Source organism: Candidatus Methylomirabilota bacterium, assembly GCA_035315345.1.
In the GTDB taxonomy this organism is placed as follows: domain Bacteria; phylum Methylomirabilota; class Methylomirabilia; order Rokubacteriales; family CSP1-6; genus CAMLFJ01.
The window spans coordinates 21,693-45,367 of the sequence record DATFYA010000114.1 but is presented as its reverse complement, the minus strand read 5'-3'; the positions used below and the strand labels follow the sequence as shown (position 1 = coordinate 45,367).

18 protein-coding genes are annotated in these 23,675 nt (G+C 72.1%); 12 read left to right on the top strand and 6 right to left on the bottom strand.

All coding sequences use genetic code 11. From position 1 onward, the window contains the following. Positions 1 to 21: 21 nt before the first annotated feature. The 3 genes from VKN16_16100 to VKN16_16090 are packed head-to-tail and all read left to right on the top strand — an operon-like array spanning position 22 to position 5,471. Positions 22 to 3,564 carry a ribonucleotide reductase N-terminal alpha domain-containing protein gene (locus VKN16_16100; GenBank protein ID HME95730.1) on the top strand — a complete coding sequence of 1,181 codons (3,543 nt, stop codon included), beginning with the start codon at positions 22 to 24 and terminating at the stop codon, positions 3,562 to 3,564. Between the two features lie 9 nt (positions 3,565 to 3,573). Continuing rightward, entirely contained in the window at positions 3,574 to 3,885 is a 312-nt protein-coding gene (locus VKN16_16095; GenBank protein ID HME95729.1) for a hypothetical protein, read from the top strand. Positions 3,886 to 3,890: 5 nt separating this feature from the next. Beyond that, positions 3,891 to 5,471 carry an MFS transporter gene (locus VKN16_16090; protein HME95728.1) on the top strand — a complete coding sequence of 527 codons (1,581 nt, stop codon included), beginning with the start codon at positions 3,891 to 3,893 and terminating at the stop codon, positions 5,469 to 5,471. Here the strand turns inward: VKN16_16090 and VKN16_16085 are convergent. Beyond that, positions 5,425 to 6,750, bottom strand: a complete 1,326-nt coding sequence (locus VKN16_16085; GenBank protein ID HME95727.1) for an FAD-dependent oxidoreductase — start codon at positions 6,748 to 6,750, stop codon at positions 5,425 to 5,427. The genes VKN16_16090 and VKN16_16085 overlap by 47 nt on opposite strands. A gap of 146 nt (positions 6,751 to 6,896) precedes the next feature. On the opposite strand from VKN16_16085, the gene VKN16_16080 reads away from it, so the two are divergent. From VKN16_16080 to uvrC, 9 genes are all read left to right on the top strand, one after another. Next, on the top strand, positions 6,897 to 7,325 hold the full coding sequence (locus VKN16_16080; protein HME95726.1) for a cytochrome c: 429 nt from the start codon (positions 6,897 to 6,899) through the stop codon (positions 7,323 to 7,325). A 28-nt stretch (positions 7,326 to 7,353) separates the two neighbouring features. Next, a complete protein-coding gene (locus VKN16_16075; protein HME95725.1) occupies positions 7,354 to 9,651 on the top strand; it encodes a GAF domain-containing protein in 2,298 nt (765 codons plus the stop codon). Then, positions 9,648 to 10,598 (top strand): Ppx/GppA phosphatase family protein, encoded by a 951-nt coding sequence (locus VKN16_16070; protein HME95724.1) that lies wholly within the window; start codon positions 9,648 to 9,650, stop codon positions 10,596 to 10,598. Before VKN16_16075 ends, VKN16_16070 begins: the two co-directional genes overlap by 4 nt. Beyond that, entirely contained in the window at positions 10,595 to 11,602 is a 1,008-nt protein-coding gene (locus tag VKN16_16065; protein ID HME95723.1) for a proline racemase family protein, read from the top strand. Before VKN16_16070 ends, VKN16_16065 begins: the two co-directional genes overlap by 4 nt. Positions 11,603 to 11,680: 78 nt before the next feature. Next, entirely contained in the window at positions 11,681 to 12,097 is a 417-nt protein-coding gene (locus VKN16_16060) for a hypothetical protein (GenBank protein ID HME95722.1), read from the top strand. A gap of 49 nt (positions 12,098 to 12,146) precedes the next feature. Continuing rightward, the gene (locus tag VKN16_16055; GenBank protein HME95721.1) at positions 12,147 to 12,677 is read left to right on the top strand and encodes an HNH endonuclease; all 531 of its coding nucleotides are present in this window, start codon (positions 12,147 to 12,149) and stop codon (positions 12,675 to 12,677) included. A 20-nt stretch (positions 12,678 to 12,697) separates the two neighbouring features. Then, on the top strand, positions 12,698 to 14,731 hold the full coding sequence (gene uvrB, locus VKN16_16050; protein HME95720.1) for an excinuclease ABC subunit UvrB: 2,034 nt from the start codon (positions 12,698 to 12,700) through the stop codon (positions 14,729 to 14,731). Between the two features lie 15 nt (positions 14,732 to 14,746). After that, positions 14,747 to 14,959 (top strand): hypothetical protein, encoded by a 213-nt coding sequence (locus VKN16_16045; GenBank protein ID HME95719.1) that lies wholly within the window; start codon positions 14,747 to 14,749, stop codon positions 14,957 to 14,959. 19 nt (positions 14,960 to 14,978) lie between these two features. After that, a complete protein-coding gene (gene uvrC / locus VKN16_16040) occupies positions 14,979 to 16,808 on the top strand; it encodes an excinuclease ABC subunit UvrC (GenBank protein HME95718.1) in 1,830 nt (609 codons plus the stop codon). A gap of 31 nt (positions 16,809 to 16,839) precedes the next feature. Here the strand turns inward: uvrC and VKN16_16035 are convergent, their stop codons facing one another. Genes VKN16_16035 through VKN16_16015 form a run of 5 tightly spaced genes read right to left on the bottom strand, consistent with a single transcriptional unit; the run spans position 16,840 to position 23,652 of the window. After that, on the bottom strand, positions 16,840 to 18,492 hold the full coding sequence (locus VKN16_16035; GenBank protein ID HME95717.1) for an urea transporter: 1,653 nt from the start codon (positions 18,490 to 18,492) through the stop codon (positions 16,840 to 16,842). Next, entirely contained in the window at positions 18,489 to 19,892 is a 1,404-nt protein-coding gene (locus VKN16_16030) for an alanine racemase (GenBank protein ID HME95716.1), read from the bottom strand. The genes VKN16_16035 and VKN16_16030 overlap by 4 nt, the downstream gene beginning before the upstream one ends. Further along, the gene (locus VKN16_16025; GenBank protein ID HME95715.1) at positions 19,882 to 22,005 is read right to left on the bottom strand and encodes an ATP-grasp domain-containing protein; all 2,124 of its coding nucleotides are present in this window, start codon (positions 22,003 to 22,005) and stop codon (positions 19,882 to 19,884) included. The genes VKN16_16030 and VKN16_16025 overlap by 11 nt, the downstream gene beginning before the upstream one ends. Then, a complete protein-coding gene (locus VKN16_16020) occupies positions 21,998 to 22,288 on the bottom strand; it encodes a PqqD family protein (GenBank protein HME95714.1) in 291 nt (96 codons plus the stop codon). The genes VKN16_16025 and VKN16_16020 overlap by 8 nt, the downstream gene beginning before the upstream one ends. Beyond that, the gene (locus VKN16_16015) at positions 22,285 to 23,652 is read right to left on the bottom strand and encodes a tetratricopeptide repeat protein (protein HME95713.1); all 1,368 of its coding nucleotides are present in this window, start codon (positions 23,650 to 23,652) and stop codon (positions 22,285 to 22,287) included. The genes VKN16_16020 and VKN16_16015 overlap by 4 nt, the downstream gene beginning before the upstream one ends. Between the last annotated feature and the right edge of the window lie 23 nt (positions 23,653 to 23,675).

Below are 23,675 nucleotides of genomic sequence, written 5' to 3'. Positions count from 1 at the left end.
GGCGACCAAAGGGGGTCCGGAGTGGAAGAGAAGGACGTCGGAAAAAAGGTCACGCCCGACGAGGCGCGCCCCTCGAAGATGGGGCGCTGGTCCGAGCCTGCGCTGCGCGTGCTACGCGAGCGCTATCTCGCGCGCGAGGACGGCCTCGTGCGCGAGACCCCGGAAGAGATGTGCTGGCGCGTGGCGCTCGCCATCGCCACCGCAGAAGGTCGGTTCGGGCGCAGCGAGGCCGCGGTTTCGGAGGTCGCCACCGCGTTCTACGACATGATGGTGGAGGGCTATTTCCTGCCCAACTCGCCCACGCTGATGAACGCGGGCAAGCAGAACGCGCTGCAGTACTCGGCCTGCTACGTCCTGCCGGTCGGCGACTCGATGGAGGAGATCTTCGAGTCGGTGAAGGCGGCCGCCATCATCCAGCAGTCCGGAGGCGGCACCGGCTTCGCGTTCTCGCGGCTGCGCCCCAAGGACGACGTGGTGCACTCCACCGGCGGGCGGGCCTCGGGACCCGTGTCGTTCCTGCGCGTGTTCAATGCGGCGACCGAGGCGGTCAAGCAGGGAGGCGCGCGCCGCGGCGCGAACATGGGGATCCTGCGCGTCGACCATCCGGACATCCTCGAGTTCATCGAGTGCAAGCTGGACGGCGGGGTCATCAACTTCAACATCTCGGTCGCGGCCACCGACGTCTTCATGGAGGCGCTCGCGGCGGACCGCGAGTACGACCTCATCAACCCGCGCACCGGGCAGGTGACCGGCCGCCTTCGCGCGCGGGACGTCTTCGCCCGCATCGTGCGCGCGGCGTGGCGCACCGGCGATCCGGGGATGATCTTCATCGATCGCATCAATCGCAGCCCGGCCAACCCGACGCCGGAGCTGGGCCTGATCGAGGCGACCAATCCCTGTCTCGACGGCGACGTGCTGGTGGCTACCGATCGCGGTCTGCTGCGGATGGAGCGGCTCGCGGCGGATTTCCAAGCGGGCGGCATCGCGGTGAAGGTGGATCAGCGCCTGCTGCCGGCCCGCCTCATGGTCTGGGAAGGCACCCACGACGTGCCGCTGTCGGCGTACGGAGAGGGCTGCCTGCCCATCAGCCAGGCGTTCTGCACGGGCGAGCGGGAGACGGTCACGGTGCGCACCGCGGCGGGTTACGCGCTCACCTGCACGCCCGACCACCGGCTGATGACGGACCGGGGATGGGTCGCCGCCGCCGATCTGCGCGTCGGAGGCGATCGGGTGTGGATCCAGAGCGATCCGGGCGCCTTCGCCATCGGCCGCGCGCTGCCGTCACCCGCCCCCGCCGAGTTCATCGGGCGCAACGGCCGCCGCTACCGGCACGCCCTCCCCACCGAGTGGAGCGGCGACCTCGGCTTCGTGCTGGGCTGGCTGGTGGGCGACGGCTGGCTGCGATCCAGTGCGGCGTCGTATCCGCGGGTCGGGTTCGTGTTCGGCCGGGAGGACCGCGCCGCGCTCGAGCGCATCGCGGCGCTGATGGACGCGTGGCACGGCCGGCCGTCTCGCGTGTGGACGCGCGCCCGCGGGGTCAAGCACCTGATGTACGCCGGCAAGTTCTTCGCGGCGTTCTTCGAGGGCCTCGGGGTCCGTGCCGTGAAGGCGGGCGACAAGACCGTGCCGGCCGCTCTCTTCCATGCGCCGCGCTCGGCGGTGGTGGGGTTCCTGCAGGGGCTGTTCTCGGCGGAGGGGACGGTGCGCGAGAACCCCAAGACCAACCGCTCGTGGATCGCGCTCAGCTCCCGGAGTCGTACGCTGCTCCAGGGGGTGCAGCTCCTGCTCCTGCATCTCGGGATCAAGAGTCAGGTGATGGACCGGTCGCGGCCGCGGCGCGAGGGCTTGTTCGGATACCGCGCCAAGGCCGGCCGATTCCGGTCGTACGGCTCGGACGGGACGCTGTTCGAGCTCGGCATCTTCGGAAAGTCCCGGGGGCGCTTCTTGCGTGAGGTCGGTTTCAGCAACGACAAGCAGCGTCGGCTCGAGCCGGTACGCTACGCCGGGTCGTACGTGCAGAAGTTCAGCGATCCGGTGGCGGCGGTGGAGCCGGCGGGTCGTCGCCCGGTCTTCGACCTCACCGAGCCGCAGAGCCACTCGATGATCGCCAACGGCCTGGTCGTCCATCAATGCGGCGAGCAGCCCCTCTTGCCGAACGACGCGTGCAATCTCGGCTCGGTGAACGTGGCCAAGTTCGCGGTCGAGCGGTCGGGCCGCTGGGAGATCGACTGGAGCGAGCTGGAGCGGGTGGTGCGCCTGGCGGTGCGCTTCCTCGACGATGTCATCGAGGTCAATCCGTATCCGCTGCCCCAGGTCGATGAGATGGTGAAAGCCAACCGCCGCATCGGCCTCGGGATCATGGGCTGGGCGGATCTCCTGTTCACCCTCGGCATTCCCTACGACAGCGAGGAGGCCCTCGAGCTGGCCGAGCGGCTGATGGGGTTCATCAGCGAGAAGGGGCACGACCAGTCCATCCGCCTGGCCGAGGAGCGCGGCCCGTTCCCGCACTGGAGCCGCTCGATCTACCAGCACGGCCGCCCGCGCCGCAACGCCACCGTGACCACCATCGCGCCCACCGGGACCATCTCGATGATCGCCGGCTGCTCGTCGGGGATCGAGCCGGTCTTCGCGCTCGCCTTCGAGCATCGGGTCAAGGGACCGGATGGCGAGCGGGTGTTGCCCTTCTTCAGTGAGACGTTCGAGCGGCTGGCCCGGGATCAAGGCTTCCACTCCGAAGGGCTCATGGCCGAGGTGGCCCGCCGCGGCTCGCTCGGCGAGGTGCCGGGGGTGCCGGCGGCGGCGCGCGAGGTCTTCAAGACCGCCCACGAGGTCGATGCGGTCTGGCACGTGCGGCACCAGGCCGCCTTCCAGAAGTACACCGACAACGGCGTGTCGAAGACCATCAACCTGCCGGAGAGCGCGACCGAAGAGGACGTGGCCGCAGCGTACCGGCTCGCGTGGGATCTGGGCTGTCTCGGCCTCACCATCTTCCGCGACGGCTCCAAGGGCCGGCAGGTGCTCAACGTCGGCCTGCGCGGCGAGGGCTCCGGGCCGGCCCCCGCCCAGCGCGGAGTCAAGCCGCGGCCGCACAGCCTCACCGGCACGACGTATCGGATGGAGACGCCGATCGGCACCGCCTTCATCACCGTCAACGACAACGGGGGCGGCGAGCCATTCGAGGTCTTCGTGCAGGTCGGCAAGGGGGGCTCCGACACGATGGCGGTGGCGGAAGCGCTGGGCCGCCTGGTGTCGCTGGTGCTGCGCCTGCCGTCGCCGCTCACCCCGCGCCGCCGCCTCGAGGAGGCCATCAGCCAGCTGTCGCGTATCGGCGGCGGGCAGCCCACCGGATTCGGCGCGGCCAAGGTGCTCTCGCTTCCCGACGCGCTGGCGCGCACGCTGGCCGAGCACATCGGCGTCCCGCGCGGCGAGAGCGCCCAGGGCCAGGGCGCCCGGGCGATGCCGCTGCGGCGGGTCGGCGATCTCTGCCGCGAGTGCGGCCAGGCCACGCTGGTCTACGAGGAAGGTTGCAAGAAGTGTCTCTCCTGCGGGTTCAACGAGTGCTAGGGAGCGGCCATGTTCTCAGGCGGTGACTACGAGGAGGTGGCTCGCTGGCTGCGGAACTTCGTGGTCGCGCACGCCAAGCGGGAGAACCTGCGCGTCGAGGCGGTGGTCGACACCGAGGGCGCGCGCGAGGGCCGGAGCTACGGCGTGCGGCTCCGGCTGGGCGAGGAGCTGCGGCCGGCGCCGCCCGAGCCGCCGGTCGAGCTGGGCTTCCCCGAGGTCTCCGAGCAGCGCGGCAGCCTCGCGTGGTGCAGCGGGCTCGCGGAGCGGGTGCGCGGCCTCGTACGCGAGTTCTCGGGCTCGGCCCCGCTCCGCTCCGCCTGAGCGCGGTGAAGCCGGGGCCCGCCGTCCGCTGGTGGGCTCCCGGCGACTGGAACGCGTTCTTCGGGCTCGCGCTCGACAACCTGAGCCTCTTCGTCATCCTGTCGAGCCTGCTGATCGGCGTCTTCGGCTTCCCCGCCGATCTGGTCCTGCGCGTGATGGTGCCCGGCACCGCGCTCGGCGTCCTGGTCGGCGACCTGGCCTACACCTGGCTGGCGGTGCGGCTCATGCGACGGACCGGCCGCGACGACGTGACCGCGATGCCCTTCGGCGTCGACACCCCGTCGCTCTTCGGCATCGTGTTCGGCGTGCTCGGCCCTGCCCTGACGATCACCCGCGATCCGATCCTCGCCTGGAAGATCGGCATGGGGGTGACGGTGGCGATGGGCGCGATCAAGCTCGTGCTCGCCTTCGCGGGCGACTGGGTGCGGGCGCTGGTGCCGCGGGCCGCGCTGCTCGGCTCCATCGCGGGGGTCGCGGTGCTGCTGATCGCATTCCTGCCGTCGCTCCGTATCTTCGCCGATCCGCTCGTGGGCATCGTCTCGCTGACCATCGTGCTCGCCGCGCTGGTGGGGCATCGACGCATGCCGTGGGGGGTGCCGGGTGCCCTGGTCGCGGTGCTCGCGGGGACCGCGATCTACTGGGGCCGCTGGGCGCTCGCCTCCGCGGCCGCGGCGCCCGCGCCGCATCCGGCGCTCGCGGTGGGGGCCATCGGGCTCGCGCTGCCCGTGCCGACGCTTTCGTGGATCGGCGCGCTCGACGCGACGCTCTCCTACCTGCCGCTGGCGGTGCCCTTCGCGCTGGCCACCGTGGTGGGTGGCATCGACAACACCGAGTCCGCGATCGTGGCGGGCGACGGCTACCGCACCCGCGACATCCTGCTCACCGAGGCGCTGGCCACCATGGCGGCCGGCTGCTGCGGCGGCGTGATCCAGAACACGCCGTACATCGGCCACCCGGCCTACAAGGCGATGGGCGCGCGCGCCGGCTACACCCTGGCCACCGGCCTGGTCATCGGCGTGGGCGCGGCAGTCGGCATCGTCTCGCTGCTGGTCGCGCTGCTGCCGGACGCCGCGGTGGCGCCGATCCTCGTGTTCGTGGGCCTGCAGATCACCGCGCAGGCGTTCCTGGCCTCGCCCGCGCGCCACGCCCCCGCGGTGGCGGTGTCGTTCATTCCCGCGGTGGCGGCGCTCGTGCTGATCGAGGGCAATCAGCTGCTCGCTTCGGCGGGCCGGAGCGCGGCCGATCTGGCCGGGGAAGGCCGGGTCGTGTGGGCGGCCCTGCTGGTGCTCGGCAACGGGTTCATCGTGACCGCGCTGCTCTGGGGCTCGGCCCTGGTGGCGATCATCGAGCAGCGGCTGCGTGTCGCGGGGGCGGTGCTGGCGGTCGCCGCGCTGGCCACGCTCTTCGGGGTGATCCATTCGCCGCTGCCCGACGGCGCGGTGTTCTGGCCGTGGGCGATGGCCGGCGCGACGCCGGCCCAGGTGGCCGCCGGCTACGGGATCGCGGCGGCAGTGCTGCTCCTGCTGGGCGACGGCCCGGCTAGTCGCGAAGCAGGTCCAGCATCTCCCGATCGCTCCCGAACTTGAACTCCTCGAGCTTCTCCGCGCTCGCGCGCGCCTTCTCGGCGGCCTCGAGGCGCTGCACCGCCGCATAGTCGACCACCACCGTGCCCCGCGCGGCCAGCGCCTGCTTCACCGCTTCGACCGTCCGCTCCGCCTCGGCGCGCGGCCGCTTCGCGCGCGCGCCGAGATACGGGAGCAGGTGCTTGATGCCGGTCTCGGCGTCCAGGCGCGCTCGACCCACGACGCCGTCGCTGGCGCGCCGCGCCCAGCCGACCACGTAGACGCCGGGTTGCGCCGTTCCGGCCGCCGGCTCGAGGACCTGGTACGCGGCGGCCGGGTCGTCGCCGGTCACGGTGAGATAGAGACCGTCCTTGTAGGGCAGGCCGCAGTGCTCGTCCACGCGGTCGCCCACCGCGAACACGACCGTGTCGCACGGAATCACCGACGTCTGCCCGGTGCCGACGGCCGCGACGCGATCGCCCTTGCGCTCGAGCCGGGTCTCCTCCACCTCGAGGCCCACCACGTGGCCATTGTCGGCGATCACCCGCCGAGGGGAGGCGAGGAAGCGGAAGCGGAGCCGGGTGCGGGCCGGCGGCTGCGGCTCGGGCCGGGCCGCGAGCGCGGCAAGCAGCTCGTCGGGATCCTGGCCGGCCTCGACCAGGCGCGGGCGGATCCGCTCGAGCTCCTGCCGATAGAGGCCGTGATCGAAGGCGTCCTCGACGTCCTCGAATTCGCGGTCGTCGTACGCCTTTTCGAAGGGCCCGCGTCGGGCCACCGCGATGACCTCGTCGGCGCCGCAGAAGTGCGCGCAGTAATTGGCGATGTCCACCATGACGTTGCCGACCCCGACGATGGCGATCCGCTTGCCGATGGGGTAGGGCTGCTCGCTGAAGGGGGGCAGGTGGTTGTAGTGATAGACGAGGTCCTTGGCGTGGTAGACGCCGGGCAGCCGCTCGCCCTCGATTCCCAGATACTTGGTGCCCTGCGCGCCGATGGCGAAGACCAGCGCGTCGAATCCGAGGGCCTTCAGGTCCGGGATCGTCAGGTCTCCATGCTCCGCCACAGTCACGTGCCCGAGGTAGGTTACGAGCGGATCACTGAGGATCTTCTGGAACTGGCGGCGGAGGCCGCCCTTCATCTTGTACTTGTTCAGGAAGATGCCGTATTCGGCGAGGCCGCCGGGCTTGACATCCCGGTTGAGCAGGACGACGCGGCAGCCCTGGGCCGCCAGCGCGCGGGTAGCGAAGAGTCCCGCCGGACCGGCTCCGATCACTGCGACGAGATGAAGCGTGTCGTCCGTCATGGCCCGTGACCTTAACACACGGGTCAAGTCGCCAACGGGTGAAATCCCTTGACCCTCGGCGGACGCGCGGTGTTTAATGACCCCTGCGTTTCGTCAATGATGACGGGGCGATACCTTGCAGTTTCTCCCGTCGAGAGGAGTGGGCGATGTCGCATGCATTCGCGGTCCGGATCGGCCGGCCGGCCCTGGCTGCCCTGGTGCTCACGCTCGGACTCGGGACGTGGCCGTCTGGCGTCGTCGCCCAGGCTCAGTCGCCGTGGGTGGCCCCGGAATCGGAGAAGGCGAAGAAGAATCCGACGCCGAACGACAAGAAGACCGTCGAGCAGGGCGAGAAGGTGGCCAAGGTCAACTGCGTCTCCTGTCACGGGGTGAAGGGCAAGGGCGACGGGCCCGCGGCGGTGGCACTCAATCCCAAGCCGGCCGACTGGACCTCGAAGCGGGTCCAGGACATGAGCGACGGCGAGATCTTCTGGAAGATGACCACCGGCCGCGGCGCGATGCCGGCCTGGCGGCATCTGCCCGAGAAGGACCGCTGGGCGATCGTGCGCTACATCCGGACGCTGGCCGGGAAGTAGGCTCGGCGCTGACGGTGACGCCTCTGCAATGACCGGCGAGCCTCTGCCGCCGACGGCGGGACCGCCCGCCGTCCACGCCACGCTGTCCGGTCTGGGCGACGCCGTCGCTCGTCTCCGGGAGATCCTCCACGAGGCGGAGCCGGAGGAGCGCTCGCCCGGGCTGCTGGCCGAGCGTGACGAGCATGCGCTGGCCATCTTCCAGGAGATCCTCTCGCTTCCTCCCGTCGGGCTTCCGCCCGGCGAGCTGTTCGGGCTGGCAATGGACCGGCTCTCCCGCCTGCTGGCCGCCGACCGGGCGCTGCTCTTCGTGCTCGACGAGGCCACCGGCCGCCTGGTGCCGCGCTCCGGCCGGGGTGTGCGCCGCGAGGAGATGGAGAGCGTCTCCTTCGACCCGCGCGAAGGCCTGGTCGGGCGCGTGTTCCGGGAGAAGCGCGTGCTGACCTATGACGCCGGCGCATCGTCCGAGGCCACCGATCCGTTCGTCGAGCGTTTCCCGGTCCGCCAGGCGATCGCGGTGCCGGTGCGGACCGAAGGCGAGGTGGGGGCCGTGCTCCTGGCCGGCCGCCAGGCGCTCGGCGCCCCGTTCACCACGACCGACGTGCTCCTGCTGCTGGTCCTGGCCGACCGCGTCGGATCCGCGCTCGTGCACCAGCGGCTGGTCGAGCGTCAGGGCGAGCACCTCGCCGAGCTGCGGGAGCTGCGGGCGCTCATGGACGCCTCGCGGCCGGCGCGCGAGCCCGGCGAGATCCTCTCCCGGGCCGCGGCCACCGCGTCGCGGCTGGCCGGCGTCCGGGGCGCCGTCGCGATCGCGGGGGACAAGCTCGCCGACGTGCGCGCGGCCGGCGGGGCCGGACTGCTCGCGCACGTCGCGGTCGAGCGCATCGCGTCCGCGCCCGGGGCGCTCGCGGAGGGCTTCGCGGCCGACGGGCCGCTGGTGATCCGCGATCTGCGATCCCGGCCCGGCCTCCGCATCGGCGCCATCGAGGAGGAGGGATCGCGGGGCGTCCTGCTGGTGCCGATGCGATCGCGGGGCCGGACGGTCGGGCTGCTGTGCCTGGTCGATTCCGAGGCGCGCGACTTCGCGCCCGAGCAGGTGGAGTCGGCCCAGATGCTCGCCGCCCTCACCGCCGACGCGCTGGAGACCCATCGCACCGTCCAGGGCCTGCGCGCCTCGTTCATCGAGCGCGGCGCCCGCGAGGCCGAGCAGGCCGACCGTGACCGCGCACGCACGGTGGTCACCTTCGGCGCCGGGCTCACCCGCGAGCTGACCTCGATCTTCGCGCAGCTGCTCGGCAAGTCACAGCTGCTGCTCGCCCGGGCCGAGAACGATCCGCTGCGCGAGGGACTCGCCGCCCTCGAGGAGGCGGCGTGGCGCGGCACCGACGTGCTCCAGCGCCTGCTCGCGCTGGCCGAGGCGGAAACCGGCGAGGTCAGCCGGTGCGACCTGGTCTCGGTCGCCCACGAGGCGCTCGGCTTCACCCGGGCCCGCATGCCGAGCCGGCCGGCGGAGCGCGGACGCGTGGAGATGCAGGCCGAGCTGGCCCCGACGCCGCTGGTGGAGGCCAGCGCGACCGCGCTGCGCGAGATCGTGGTCAACCTGGTGCTGAACGCGATGGACGCCATGCCCGCCGGCGGCACGCTGACCGTGAGGACGCGCGAGCACGCGGGCGGAGCCGAGATCTCGGTGGCCGACGGCGGCGACGGGGTCGCGCCCGAGGCGCAGCCGCGCCTCTTCGACCCGTTCTTCACCACGCGGCCCGGGCACCTGGGCCTCGGGCTGTTCGTGGCCCGGGCGGTGGTGCTCCGCGCGGGCGGGCGCATCGAGGTGCGCAGCGCCGCCGGCGGCACCGTCGCCACCGTGTGGCTGCCCACCGCCGGCGTGCCGGTGGGGCCCGCCGCGCCGGCCCAGGTCGCGGCCCCCGAGACGCCCGCATCGCTCGCGGCGGCGGAGCAGAGCGGGTCGGTCCTGGTGGTCGAGGAGGAGGAGAGCATCCGCACCACCGTGATGGATGCCCTGATGTCCGTCGGCCATCGGGTGGAGACGTTCCTCGACGCGACCAGCGCACTCGCGCGGCTTGCGGAGGGCGGCATCGACGTGGTGGTCACCGACCTGGCCTTGCGAGACCGATCGGGCTTGCAGCTGGCGGCCGCGGTGAAGCAGCGCACGCCGAACACCACCGTCGTGCTCATGACCGGCTGGGGCCGGCGCCTTCACGAGGAGCGGGTGCGCGCGGCCGGCGTGGACGTGATGGTGCTCAAGCCGGTGCAGCCCGACCGGCTGCGCGCTGCCGTCGCGGAGGCGCTGGCCCTCCGTCGGCCGGCGTGACCGCGCGCGACGGCGGTCCCGACCGGCTCGCGACCGTGGACCTCGGCACCAACACCGTCCGCCTCCTCGTGGTCGAATCCGTGGGCGGCGTCTGGCGGCCCCTGCATCAGACCCAGCGGGTGACCCGGCTCGGGGAGGGACAGGCCGCCGCGGGGCGGCTGCTGCCCGAGCCGATGCAGCGTACCGTCGCGACGGTCGCGGAGTTCGTGCGGGCCGCGCGCGGGTGGGGCGCGGGAGCCGTGCGTATCGTCGCCACCAGCGCGGTGCGCGAGGCGGTCAACCGGGAGGAATTCGTGGCCACGGTGGAGGCGGCGAGCGGCGAGTGCGTGCACGTCGTCTCCGGCGAGGACGAGGCGCGGCTCACCCTGAAGGGCGTCATCTCGGGACTGCCCGGTCTGGGACCGTCGTTCCTGCTCTTCGACATCGGCGGCGGCAGCACCGAGTTCGTGTCCGCCCGCGGGGGCGCTCCGGAGGCCGCGGTCAGCCTGCGGCTGGGCGTGGTGCCGCTCCAGGAGGAATGGGGCGAGCGGGGTCCCGTGCGGTGGGATCGCTTCACCCGGATGCGCGAGCACGTCGAGGCGCGCCTCCACCGCGAGGTGCCGGAGCGCATTCGCGGCGCGGCCGGTGAGCTGGTCGGCACCGCGGGGACCGTCACCACGCTGGCCGCGCTCGATCTGGAGCTGCCCGCCTACGACGCGGCGCGGGTACACGGCCATCGCCTCGCCCGCGCCACCGTGGAGCGGCTGCTCGCACGGCTGGGCGCCCTCGGCGTCGACGAGCGCGCGGGGCTGCCCTGTCTCGAGCCGGGCCGCGCCGACGTCATCATCCCGGGCATCGCGATCTGCCTGGCCACGATGACGTGCTTTCGCCGCGACACCCTGGTGGTGAGCGATCGCGGGCTGCGCGAAGGCATCCTCTGCGAGCTGCTGGAAGGAGCAGAGCGATGAAGCCGGCGGGCCGGGCCCTCTCGGTGATCGACTATCACACCGAGGGCGAGCCCATGCGCATCGTGGTGGGCGGGGCGGAGCCGATTCCCGGCGCGACCCTGATGGAGCGCAGCGAGCACCTCGCCGCCCACGGTCGCGACCTGCTGGGCTTCACCCTCTACGAGCCGCGGGGCCACTCGGCGATGTGCGGCGCGATCCTGACCGAGCCGGTCGCGAGCGGCGCCGACGCGGGCGTGCTCTTCATCGAGCCGCTCGGCCCGGTGCACATGTGCGGGCACGGGGCGATCGCGCTCGGCGCGATGCTGGTCGAGACCGGACGGGTGGCCGCCCCGGGCGGCCTGGCGACGGTCACGCTCGAGACGCCGGCCGGCCTCGTGGCCTGCCGGGTCACCTCGCAGACCGGGCATCCGACCTCGGTGACGATCCGCAACGTGCCCGCGTTCTCGGCCGGGCTCGATCTCTCCGTGGACGTGGCCGGTCTCGGGCCGGTGCGGTTCGATCTGGCCTACGGCGGGCACTTCTACGCGCTGGTGGAGGCGGCCCCGCTCGGGCTGCGCCTCGAGGCCAAGGCGGCGAGCCGGCTGATCGAGATCGGCGAGCGGATCCGCGCCGCCATCGAGGCGCGCGTCCCGCTCGTGCATCCCGGCATGCCGCAGGCGCGCGGCCTCCTCTACGTGCAGTTCCACGAGCCGGCGCGGCGGCCGGACGCGCGGTATCGCAACGCGGTGGTGGTCGCGCCGGCCGGACTCGATCGCTCGCCGTGCGGCACCGGCACCTCCGCGCGGCTGGCCAATCTCCACGCGCGCGGCCAGCTCGGGGTGGGGGACGCCTTCGGCCACGAGTCGATCATCGGCACGCTCTTCACCGGGCGGATCGCCGCGCTCACCGATGTGGCGGGCACACCGGCGGTCGTCCCCGAGATCACCGGGCGCGCCTGGATGACCGGCCAGGGGACGCTCTGCCTCGATCCGAGCGACCCCTTTCCGGGTGGTTTCCTCCTGTAACGCTCCGCTCGGCGGTCGGTTTGTTGACACTTCGACCGGTCGTGTGCTGTTCTAATCGGGATGAGCTTGGTTCCGAGCGTGATCGTCCGGCGCTGGCTGGAGACGGTGCTGGCCGCGTTCTCGATCGCGGTGATCTACGTGAACACGCATCGGGAGATGATGCCCCGAGCGCTCGACCTCAACAACGACACCAACCTCACGCTCGCGGAGTGGCTGCTGCGGGGAATCGTCTTCGGCCTGATGGGCATCCTCGGCTTCTCCGCGCTGGTGGTGGTGTTCTTCCTCGTCTACTCGCCGATCTACCTCATCAACAAGCTTCCGCACCTGGTCGGCAAGGGTGGCTGGCTCGACCGGCGGGAGGTGCGCTTCTACCTCGCGTGCTTCGCGCTCGTGTGCCTCCTCGTCACCCTCTTCACCTGGTCGACCGACGTGTTCTTCATCATGCTCGTGCTGCTCGCCGGCTTCGGCCCGCTGATCTGGAGACTGCTCGTCTAGGCCCGCTGAGTTGACAGCTTCCGGAGCCCCGCTTATCCTTTCGGGGTATATGGATGAAATCGCGGTCCTGGTGCTGAACTACACCTACGAGCCGCTGCATTTCACCAACGCCAAGCGCGCCATCACGCTCCTCCTCGCGGGCAAGGCCGAGAGCGTCGAAGCCTCGCCGCGGGTGATCCGGTCGCCCTCGCGCAGCTTCCATCTGCCCGCGGTGATCCGCCTCGGGGCCTACATCCGCAAGCCGTTCCTCGAGCGGGTGGCGTTCAACAAGAAGAACATCCTGCGGCGCGACGGCTACACCTGCCAGTACTGCTCGCGGCGCGGCGAGAAGCTCACGGTCGACCACGTGGTCCCGCGCTCGCGGGGCGGGCAGACCACCTGGACCAACGTGGTGGCGGCCTGCCTGCGCTGCAACCTCCTCAAGGGCAACCGCACGCTGGAGGAGGCCCGGCTCCGGCTGATCCGCGAGCCCGTGCACCCGCAGTTCCTCTTCTCGGTGCACCTGCTCCGGCACCCGCACGCCACCTCGTTCCTCGACTCCTGGCGGAAGTACCTGGTGGCGGTGCCGTCGACGACCTGAGCGGTCCCCCGGGCATCCAGTTGTCCACGCAGTCGTTCACCCTCGCCTCCGAGTTCGCGCCGTCCGGAGACCAGCCGCAGGCGATCGAGCAATTGGCCTCGGTCATCCGCTCGGGCAGCCCGCACACCGTGCTGCTCGGGGTCACCGGCAGCGGCAAGACGTTCACGCTCGCCAACGTGATCGCCCGGCTGGACCGCCCGGCCCTCGTCATCTCGCCCAACAAGACGCTCGCCGCGCAGCTCTACAGCGAGTTCCGGGCGTTCTTCCCGCAGAACGCGGTCGAGTACTTCGTCTCCTACTACGACTACTACCAGCCCGAGGCCTACATTCCGCAGTCGGACACCTACATCGAGAAGGACGCGCTGGTGAACGACGAGATCGATCGCATGCGGCACTCCGCGACCGCCTCGCTGTTCGAGCGGCGCGACGTGGTGGTGGTGGCCTCGGTGTCGTGCATCTACGGCATCGGCGAGCCCGAGACCTACCGCGGCATGCACGTGTCCCTGCGCGCCGGGCAGAGCATGGACCGCGACGCCCTGATCCGGGCGCTGGTCGCGGTGCAGTACGAGCGCAACGACTACGACTTCCGCCGCGGGACGTTCCGGGTGCGGGGCGACGTGGTCGAGGTGTTCCCGGCCAGCGCGGAGTCGGAGGCCCTGCGGGTGGAGTTCTGGGGCGACAGCGTGGAGCGGCTCATGACCCTCGATCCGCTGCGCGGCATCACCACCGGGGCGGTGACCGAGGCGCACGTCTATCCGGCCAGCCACTACGTGACGCCGGCCGCGCAGCTCGAGCGGGCCATCGACGGCATCATGGAGGAGCTGCGCGAGCGGCTCGGCTTCCTGAAGACGCGTGGCAAGCTGCTGGAGGCCCAGCGCCTCGAGCAGCGCACCCTGTTCGACATGGAGATGCTGCGGGAGCTGGGCTACTGTCACGGGGTCGAGAACTACTCACGACACCTGTCGGGCCGCAAGCCGGGACAGAACCCGCCCACCCTCATGGACTACCTGCCGAAGGACGCGCTGGTGATCCTCGACGAGTCGCACGTCACCGCGCCGCAGATCCGCGGCATGTATCCCGGCGACCGCTCGCGCAAGGAGGCGCTCGTCGAGTACGGGTTCCGCCTGCCGTCGGCCTTCGACAACCGGCCGCTCACGTTCGAGGAGTTCACCCGGATCGTGACCCAGACCCTCTACGTCTCCGCGACGCCGGGCCCCTACGAGCTGGAGCGGGCCGGGGTGGAGCGGAGCGGGCCGGGTCGGGCCCTCGCGGGCGGGCCGGTGGCCGAGCAGATCATCCGCCCCACCGGGCTCATGGACCCGAAGATCACGGTGCGGCCGGCGTCGTCGCAGGTGGACGACCTCATGGCCGAGGTGCGGGCGCGAGCCGACCGGGACGAGCGCGTGCTGATCACCACGCTCACCAAGCGCATGGCCGAGGACCTCACCGAGTACTATCAGCAGAACGGCCTCCGCGTCCGCTACCTGCACTCCGACATCGACACTCTCGAGCGGGTGGCCCTGATCCGGGACCTGCGCCTCGGCAAGTTCGACGGCCTGATCGGGATCAACCTGCTGCGGGAAGGCCTGGACCTGCCCGAGGTCTCGCTGGTGGCGATCCTGGACGCGGACAAGGAGGGCTACCTCCGCTCCGCCACCTCGCTCATCCAGACCTCCGGACGCGCGGCCCGTCACGTCAACGGCGAGGTGATCATGTACGCCGACACCGTGACCGGCTCCATGCGGGAGGCCATCGCGGAGACCGACCGCCGGCGCGAGGTCCAGGGCGAGTACAATCGAGTCCACGGGATCACCCCGGAGTCGGTACGCCGGTCGATCCGCGACCTCCTCGAGTCGGTGCCGGAGCGCGACTACTACACGGTCGAGGTGGAGCGGGCACCCGCCTCGCAGTGGGAGAGCCCGGCCGCGCTCGCCGCCCACGTGGCCGAGCTGGAAACTGCCATGAAGGACGCGGCCCGCCGGCTCGACTTCGAGCGAGCCGCCGAGCTTCGCGACCGCATCAAGGCGCTCCGCAAGGTCGACCTGGGAGTCTGAGGCGGCCCGAGCCCGATGGTCTTCAAATGGGTGCTCATCCTCTTCACCGTGCTCTCGATCGCGCTCTTCCTGCTGTCCAAGGCGATCGCGTTCATGAACCCACCACGGCCCGGCCGGCCCGCCCCGCGGATCCTCGGTCAGATCCGACGGGCGCTCACCTGGACGGTGCTGGTGCCCACCGTGCTCGCCCTCGCCCTCCTGGTGGTGACGCTGCTGCGGCAGCCCTGACCGCGATGGTGAGGGCGTGATGACCCTCGAGGAAAAGGTCGATCAGGTGCCGGACCGGCCGGGGGTCTATCTCTACAAGGACGCCAAGGCCCAGATCGTCTACATCGGCAAGGCGGCCTCGCTCAAGAGCCGCGTGCGCTCCTACTTCCAGGAATCGCGCGCGCGGGATCCCAAGACCGACGCGCTGGTCGGCCAGATCCGCGACCTCGAGTACATCGTCACCGCCAACGAGCTGGAGGCGATGATCCTCGAGTCCACCCTGGTCAAGAAGCACCGGCCCCGTTACAACATCATCCTGCGGGACGACAAGCACTACCCGTTCCTCAAGCTCACCACCAACGAGGAGTTCCCGCGCCTGGTGGTGGCCCGTCGGGTGCAGAAGGACGGGGCGACCTACTTCGGCCCCTTCTATCCGGCCACCGCGATGCGCGAGACCCTGCGCCTCGTGCGCCAGCTCTTCCCGCTGCGCACCTGCCGCATCAAGATCGACGGGACGCTGTCGCGCCCGTGCCTGCAGTACTACATCCACCGCTGCAACGCGCCGTGCACCGGCTGGGAGACCCGCGAGGGCTACGCGGAGACGGTGCGCGACGTCGAGCGCTTCCTGGAGGGCAAGAACGACGATCTGGCCGCCCGGCTCACCCGGGACATGGAGGCCGCCGCCGAGGAGATGAAGTTCGAGCGGGCCGCCGCCCTGCGCGATCGGGTCCAGGCGCTCAACACGGTGCGCGAGCGCCAGCAGATGATCTCCACCGAGGAAGAGGACCAGGACATCGTGGGCGTGGTCCGCCAGGGCTCGGAAGCCTGCGTGCAGCTCTTCTTCGTGCGCAAGGGCCGCCTGCTCGGGCGGGAGTCGTTCTTCTTCGAGCGCGTCTCGGGCTGGAGCGACGGCGAGATCCTCTCCGCCTTCATCCGGCAGTTCTACGCGCGCAACGTGGTGCCGCCGCCCGAGATCCTGCTCTCCGAGTCTCCGCCCGAGGCCCCACTCACCACCGAGTGGCTGGCCCAGCGCCGGGGCGGGCGGGTCGAGCTGCACGCCCCGCAGCGCGGGCGCAAGCGCGACCTGGTGGTCATGGCCGAGGAGAACGCGGCGCTGGCGCTGCAGACGCACCTGCTCGCCCGCGGCAGCCGGCAGCACGTGGTGCTCGAGGACCTCGAGCGCTCGCTCGGGCTGCCCGGCCCGCCCCATCGCATCGAGTGCTTCGACATCTCCACGCACCAGGGCAAGGAGACGGTGGCTTCGATGGTGGTGTGGCAGGACGGGGACATGAAGAAGGACGACTACAAGCGCTACAAGATCCGCACCGTCACCGGCACGGACGACTTCGCCTCGATGCAGGAGGTCCTCACGCGCCGCTACGGCCGCGCCCTGGAGAGCGAGAGCGTGCTGCCGGACCTGATCCTGCTCGACGGCGGCCGCGGCCAGCTGGGCGCGGGGCAGAAGGCGCTGGAAGATCTCGGGCTCGACTACATCCCGATCGCGGCCCTCGCCAAGCGGGCCGAGGAGGTCTACACCCCGGACCGGCTGCAGCCGCTCGTGCTGGACCTCGGCTCACCCGCGCTGCAGGCGCTCCAGAGAGTTCGCGACGAGGCGCACCGCTTCGCGATCACCTACCACAAGAAGCTCCGCCAGCGGCGGGCGATCGCCTCGGTGCTCGACCAGATCCCGGGTGTGGGGCCGACGCTCCGCACCAGCCTGTTGAAGACGCTGGGCTCGGCCAAGGGCGTTCGCGAGGCCTCGGTGGCGGATCTGGCCTCGGTCCCCAAGATCACTCCGAAGCTGGCCCAGCGCATCTACGACTTCTTCCACCCGCAGCCGGTGGCCGCGGAGCGCCCGCCGGAGTCCTAAGGCACTCGCCGCGGCGGGCGGCCGCCGCCGCTCAGGCGGCCTGCCGCTCGGAGAGCGCTTCGGCCAGGTCCACCATCACCGCGTCCACGTCGGCGGCGAGCGTGGCGGTGGCCTCGGCGTCGTACGGCGTCGGCGTGGCGTTCACGATGACGATCGGCACTCCCGCATCGCGCGCCCAGCGCAGCAGGTCGGAGGCCGGGGCGACCAGCAGCGAGGTGCCGAGCACGAGCAGGAGATCGGCGGCGAGCACCGCCCGCAGCGCGGCGTCCAGTCGGGCCGGGCTCACGCGCTCGCCGAACATCACGCTACCGCCCTTCAGCAGTCCCTGGCAGACCGGACAGTAGAGGGCTGTCCGGCCGCTCTCGAGACGGGACGACAGCGTCGCGCGCTCCACCTCGTGCCGGCAATCCAGACAGAACGCCCCGCGGATCGAGCCGTGCAGCTCGATCACCGTCTCGGCGGGCAGCCCCGCGGCCTGGTGGAGCCCGTCCACGTTCTGGGTCACCACGGCCGACAGCCGGCCCCGACGGCCGAGATCGGCCAGCGCCCGATGGGCGGGCGCCGGGGTGGCCGCCTCGACGAGCCGAAAGAAGCGCTGCTCCTCCTGCCAGTACGCGGCGCGCGATGCCGCCGAGCGCACGAAGTCCGCGAGCTGGATGTCGCGCGTGCGGGTCCAGAGGCCGCCCGGCCCGCGGAAGTCGGGCAGGCCGGCGGCGGTGCTGACGCCCGCGCCGGTGAGCACGCAGATCTTCCGGGCGCGCGCGGCGAGCGCGTGCAGGCGCTCCTGGGCCAGCCGCGCGTGCCAGGCGACCTCGGGCGAGCCGACCGACGCGAGCGGCAGCGGAGCCGGCCGTCCCGGCACCATGCGCCGCAGCCACGGCAGCCGCAGCGCGGCGACCACCGCGATGGTGACCAGGCTGAACGGGGCGACCAGGGCGGGCAGGGGCAGGCCGGCGTGGACCATGAGGCTCGACCACAGCGCGCCCGCGATGGCCGCGCTGATCGCGGCCACGACGAGCGCGGCCGGCGAGAAGGCCAGGAACACACCGCCGAGGGCGATCGCGGTCGGCACGGTGTTGGCCACGATGCCGGAGGTCCCGACGCCACCGAGCGCGGCGCTGACCGCCAGCCCGACGACCGCCCCCAGCAATGCGGTGACGGCCAGGAGCCGCGACGCAACCGCCAGGCCGGCCAGCGTGAGGGTCCAGCCCGCCGCCTGCGCGGGCCACCCGGCCGGCGTCGCCGGCCCCGCGGGCGCCAGCACGAGCCAGGCGGCCCACGTCAGGGCCAGCGCGGGCAGGGCGACCGACGGCAGGTGCTGCGGGGTGAGCAGACGATGGGCCAGCCGGGTGAGCGCGGGCGCGACGAGAGCGGCCAGCCCGAGCGTCACCCACGCCCGCGAGGTCGGCGCGAACAGCACGCCCCAGAACACGCCGGTCAGCGCGGCCACGTAGCCGTAGAGCCCGCGTCGCCACTCCGCGTACGGATAGCCCCGGAGCCGCGCGAGGACGGTGGCCAGGGTGCACGCGATCGCGGCGCCCACGGCGGCGCGGGGCGCCAGCGGGATCAGGCCGAGCAGCATCAGGAGGCCGCCCAGCGGGGATTCCGCGAACAGCACCTGGCCGTAGCCCGCGGCGGCGGCGTGGCCGACTTCGCCGTCGAGCCGGACGAGGCGTCCGCTCATCGCGCCCGCGCGCGCGCGGCGGTCGCGCGTCTCGGCAGCCGATCGCGCCCGATGAAGTCGGCCACCGTCTCGGCGTCGCGGAGCAATTCCGGCCGGCCGTCCCGCGCCAGCACGATCGCGGGGCGCGCATGGATGAACTGCATCGACTGCGAGTCGGCGTAGGCGCCGCAGTTGCGGACCACCAGTGGAGTGCCGCGGCGCAGGGGAGGCAGGCGGATGCCGACCGCGAGACAATCCACCTGCATGCACAGAGGCCCGAACAGCGTGACCTCTTCGACGGAGAGCGGCGAGGCCTCCACCGGCGCGATGTCGAGCGGCGTGTAGTACGCGGTCGGCAGCAGGTGCACGCCCGCGTCGAGCACCGCGGCCTTGGCCCCGCCCCCGAGCCGCTTGGTGGCGACCACGCGAGTCAGCAGGGAGACCGCGTGCTCCACCACCGCGCGACCGGGCTCCAGCACGAGCCGCGGCCGGCTCTCCAGCCGTCGCATCGCGGCGGCCAGGGGCTGCGTGATGGCGGCCGCGAAGGCGGGAAATACCGGCTCGGGCGTGGTGCCGGGGTGGCTGCGGGCGTACCGGTGACGATTGGGGAAGCCGCCGCCCAGATCGAGCACCTCCCACCGCACGCGGTGCCGCCGCTCGAAGCGGGTCATGAGCGGCACGAGCAGGCCGAGCAGCGCCCCATAGGTGTCGGCGTCGGCCAGATCGGTGCCGAGATGGGCGTGGAGTCCCGCGAGCCGCAGCGACGACGAGGCCACCACGCGGCCGCACGCCTCCTCGGCGAGCCCGTCCTCCACCCCGAAGCCGAATTTCTCCCAGGGCACCGCGGTGACCCGCGCGTTCACGCGCAGGCCGACCGGGGCCACCACCCCCCGCGCGCGCGCGATCTCCTCGATGGCGGTCAGCTCGTCGAAGCTGTCCACGTTGATCCACGCGCCGTCGGCCACCGCCCGCTCCAGATCGGCGTCGGCCTTCCACGGGCCGTTGAAGACGATGCGCGAGCCGGGGATCTCGAGGCGCCGGGCCATCTCGTACTCGAGCCCGGAGACCACCTCGGCCCACGCGCCCTCCTCGTGCAGGAGCGAGCGAATGCCGGTCAGGTAGTTCGTCTTGTAGGAGTACGCGACCTCGGTGTGGGGATAGCCGGCGCGGAACGCGGCCCGGAAATCGCGGAACTCCCGCCGCAGGCGCGACTCGGACACCACGAACAGGGGCGAGCCGAACCGGCGCAGCAGGTCGGAGACCGCGCAGCCGTCGATCTCGTCCACGATCACGGTCGGCACGAGCGGCGCGCGGGTGTTGATCGCGACGCCCGAGAACTTGTTGATGGTGCCGAAGGTGTGGCGGGTGAGCGTCGGCTCCTCCCATGCGCGCCGCGGCGGTGCCGCGATCTCAGAGGACATGACCGTCCACTCTGCCCTCGACCGAGAGCGCCCCCATCCGCTCCACCGAGGCGATGGCGTCCCACGCCTGACGGACGTAGAAGGTTCCCGGACGTGGCCGCAAGGAGTTCACGCGCTCGCCCCGCGCCAGCCGCACCGCCGCCCACGGCAGGTTCGCTCCCGCGCCGGCCGACAGGTAGACCCAGGCGGGGAATCGCGGGTTCGCCTCGATCACGAAGGGGCCACGCCGCGGATGCCGGATGACCTCGAGCTCGAACGGCCCGACCCAGCCCGTCGCCTCCGCGAAGGTGGCCGCGAGCTTCTCGAGCGAGCGATCCACCACGGTGGTGCCGCCCCAGGTGTTGCCGTTGGCGGAGCGGATCTCCTTCCGCACCACCACCGTGCCCACGATGCGATGGGCGCGATCGGCGACCGCCGCCACGCCGTACTCCTCGCCGGCGATCCATTCCTGGGCCAGCAGCGGGAATCCCCAGGAGGCGGCGAGCCGGCGGGCCACCACGTGGGCTTCCTCGGCCGTCCGCACCGGCTTGGCGTCGGCCACCGGGCCCTTGAGCATGAACGGCCGCCCCATCTCCTCGATGGCGGTCTCCAGCTCCACCCAGGTCGCCATCAGGCGCGTGCGCGGCACGCGGAAGCCGCGCGCCACGATGCCGGGAAGCCGCGGCTTGGCCGCGGCGGCGAGCGCGGCCGCGGGCGGCACCAGGGTCGCGACGCCCGCGGCCGCGAGACGATCGGCCAGCCAGGTCACGATCGGCACCTCGACGTCGATCGTGGGGAGCAGGCAGTCGACGCCCGCGTCGCGGCACTGCTCGAGCAGCGCCTCCGGATAGCCGCCGTCCTCGCGGGACGGGAAGGGGAGCAGGCGCACCTCGTCCCACGCCCGGTCGACGTAGACGCCGGTGGCCAGCACCTCGTGGGTGAGGCCGATGAGGCGCGGCGCAGGTGACAGGGCGCGCAGGCAGCGGCCGACCGTCAGGCCCGCCGACGGGTTGTCGGCTGCGTTGAGACCGGTGATCGCCACCGTGCCGGCGCGCCCGGCCACCGGCGTCGTGGGCGACGCGAGCGCGCGCGAGAGCAGATTGCGGCGCGCGGCCCCTCCGGTCAGCGCGGCGAGCGGGTTGCCCGCGTAGGTGTGCTCGATCAGCGCCCGGGCGAGCAGGCGGCCCGGCTGCGCCAACGCGGGCTCGACGTCTTCGCCCATGGCCAGCCGCACCAGCGCGGCGGGCAGGTTCGCGCCGGCCTCGGAGGCGAGCGCGATCCAGGACGGCAGCCGCGGATTGATCTCGAAGCAGTAGATGCCGCCGTCGGTGGCCGCGATGAATTCGGCCTCGATGCCCCCGTCCCACCGGAGCGCGGCCACGATCCGCCGGAGCAGGGCCACGAAGCGGGGCTCCTCCACGGTGACGCCGGCCCAGGCGGTGCCCTTGTTGGTGACCGCGAGCTTCTTCATCACCGCGGCCTCGAGCAGCTCCCCGCGGCGTGCCACGCCGGCCACGTCGTACTCCTCGCCGCCGATCAGCGGCTGGGCGAGCACGGGATAGCCCCACTCCTCGGCCAGCTGCCAGCCCGCCACGCGGAAATCCTCCGGCGTGTGCACCACCGTCGAGTCCACGAGGGTGCCCTTGACGATCTGCGGGTACCGTCGCCTCCCCGCCGCCTTCGTCACCGCGTCGGGCGACGACAGCACGAGCGTCTCCGGCACCGCGAACCCGGCGCGCCGGCCGAGCGCGGGGAGCCGGCGCTTCTCCCGGGCGCGCAGCGCCGCCATCGTGGGCAGGCAGCTGGCCACCCCGAGTCGCCGCAGGGCGGGCCTCATCGCACTCCACTGCGCGAGCTCGGCGTCGACGGTCGGGATCACCACGTCGAGCGGATGCGTCGCGACCACCGTCTCCAGCCGCTTGAGGAGCGCCCGCGGCCCCGCGGCCGGATACGGGATCAGGGCGTGCGCGTCGATCAGCCCCTCCGCGTAGGCGCCCGTGCTGAAGTGGTCCCACGTGAGCGCGAGGATGCGCCATGACGGGTCGGCCTGGCGGAGGGCGCGAACCACCGCGAGCCCGGGGTGCGGATTGTCGGTGGCGTAGAAACCGGTGACGCCGATCCAGGTCTCACCCATCGACGACCTCGGCGACGCCTTCGCGCCGCAGCTGCTCGACGAAGGCGATGAGCGCCCGCCGGGCGACGGGCTCGTCGACCTCGAAGGCCTCGACCATGGCGACGAGCACGTCGGCCACCGGCTGCTGGTCGTGGAAGCGCGCGGCCGCGAAGGCTCCCGTCCCGTTCAGCGAGAAGACGCGGCCCGAGCGCTGGTCGAAGAGGAACCCGCGCTCGGGTCCGAAGCGTGGACGCACGGATTCGACGAAGCGGACACGCGCGGGCAGGGGGGCGGAGGCGCTCATGGCTGCTTGCCCAGCTCCTGCAGGCCGCGTACCGCGTCGGGGTAGCCGGGCTGCGCGGCGAGACTCCGGCGGAAGGAGCGCTCGGCTTCGACCCGATCGCCGACCTTGGCGAGCGTCCAGCCGAGCCCACTCCACGCGTCGGGCCAGTCCGGCTGCCGGGCCGTGACGTCGCGGAACTGCCGGAGCGCCTGCGGGACGTCCCCGGACTGATAGTAGCTCCACGCCAGCGTGGACCGCGCGTCGCTCACGATCGGATGCAGACCCGGCGCGCCCGGGATCAGGACGCGCTCCTTGACCGGCGGCAGGTCGGCGCCGGTCGCGATGACGCGCTCCAGCGGGGGGATCGCGTCGCGGTAACGCCTCAGCGCGTAGAGGGTGAAGCCCAGCCCGCGGAGGCCATCGGGATCGCCCGGATGCCGCTGGAGCAGCGCGCGGAACTCGGTTTCCGCCAGCGCATGGGCCTGCTCGTGGAAGAGTCCCCAGCCCAGATCGCGCCAGACGTCGAGCCACTCCGGTCCGGCCGTGAAGAGCTTCCGCAGGCTGGCCGCCGGATCGACCGTCGCCACGTAGACGGCGGACTTGCCGATGGCCGTCCGGAACCGGGTCTTCGCCTCGTCCCGGTGCCCCTGCCGCTCGGCCACCCATCCGAGCCCGAGCAGCGGATCGGCCCACGACGGCTCCCGCCGGGCCACGTCCTGGAAGACGCGACGCGCGGCGGGATCGTCGCGCTTGTAGTAGTACGACCAGCCGAGCGCCGAGCGGGACAGGGTGTCGCCCTCCTGCTCCTGCAGCAGGGCCTGGAATCGCTCGACCGCGACGCCCCACTCGCCCCGGTGATAGGCGACGAACGCGAGACCGCGGCGGGCGTCGCGATCGTTCGGGGCCAGCTTGAGCGCGGCCATGAAGTTGGCCTCGGCCCGCACCGGGTCGCGGCGGGCGAGGTAGACCCAGCCGAGACCGTCGTGCGCGTTGTGGTATCCGGGCGTGTGCCGGAGCGACTCGTTGAACGCGCTGAGCGCGCGGCTCTGATCGCCGGTCCGGTAGGCGATCCAGCCGAGACCCTCGTACGCATAGTAGGCGTTGGGGTCGCGCGGCCCCAGCGCCAGTCCGCGTTCCAGCTCGGTCTTCGCGCGCTCGAGGTCGTCGAGCTTCAGGTAGCACCATCCGAGGAGGATCCGATCCCGCGCGGAGTCTCGACCTCCCTGCATGGAGGTCTCGAGGCGGGCGATCGCACCCTTGTAGTCGCCGGCCTCGAAGGCGCCGACGGCCTGGTCGAAATCGGCGCGCGCGATCGTCGCGGCGCAGCCGATCCCGAACGCGAGCAGGGCGATGACCGAGATGAGGACAAACCGGTAGCGACGCACGGGTGCTGCTGCCGCAAGCCGCA

Bases quoted from the DNA above. Each gene is read 5' to 3' on its own strand.
- VKN16_16030 (HME95716.1), bottom strand. From the start codon at position 19,892: ATGTCCTCTGAGATCGCGGCACCGCCGCGGCGCGCATGGGAGGAGCCG.
- VKN16_16080 (HME95726.1), top strand. From the start codon at position 6,897: ATGTCGCATGCATTCGCGGTCCGGATCGGCCGGCCGGCCCTGGCTGCC.
- VKN16_16075 (HME95725.1), top strand. From the start codon at position 7,354: ATGACCGGCGAGCCTCTGCCGCCGACGGCGGGACCGCCCGCCGTCCAC.
- VKN16_16045 (HME95719.1), top strand. From the start codon at position 14,747: ATGGTCTTCAAATGGGTGCTCATCCTCTTCACCGTGCTCTCGATCGCG.
- VKN16_16065 (HME95723.1), top strand. From the start codon at position 10,595: ATGAAGCCGGCGGGCCGGGCCCTCTCGGTGATCGACTATCACACCGAG.
- VKN16_16025 (HME95715.1), bottom strand. From the start codon at position 22,005: ATGGGTGAGACCTGGATCGGCGTCACCGGTTTCTACGCCACCGACAAT.
- VKN16_16035 (HME95717.1), bottom strand. From the start codon at position 18,492: ATGAGCGGACGCCTCGTCCGGCTCGACGGCGAAGTCGGCCACGCCGCC.
- uvrC (HME95718.1), top strand. From the start codon at position 14,979: ATGACCCTCGAGGAAAAGGTCGATCAGGTGCCGGACCGGCCGGGGGTC.
- VKN16_16095 (HME95729.1), top strand. From the start codon at position 3,574: ATGTTCTCAGGCGGTGACTACGAGGAGGTGGCTCGCTGGCTGCGGAAC.
- VKN16_16085 (HME95727.1), bottom strand. From the start codon at position 6,750: ATGACGGACGACACGCTTCATCTCGTCGCAGTGATCGGAGCCGGTCCG.
- VKN16_16020 (HME95714.1), bottom strand. From the start codon at position 22,288: ATGAGCGCCTCCGCCCCCCTGCCCGCGCGTGTCCGCTTCGTCGAATCC.
- VKN16_16055 (HME95721.1), top strand. From the start codon at position 12,147: ATGGATGAAATCGCGGTCCTGGTGCTGAACTACACCTACGAGCCGCTG.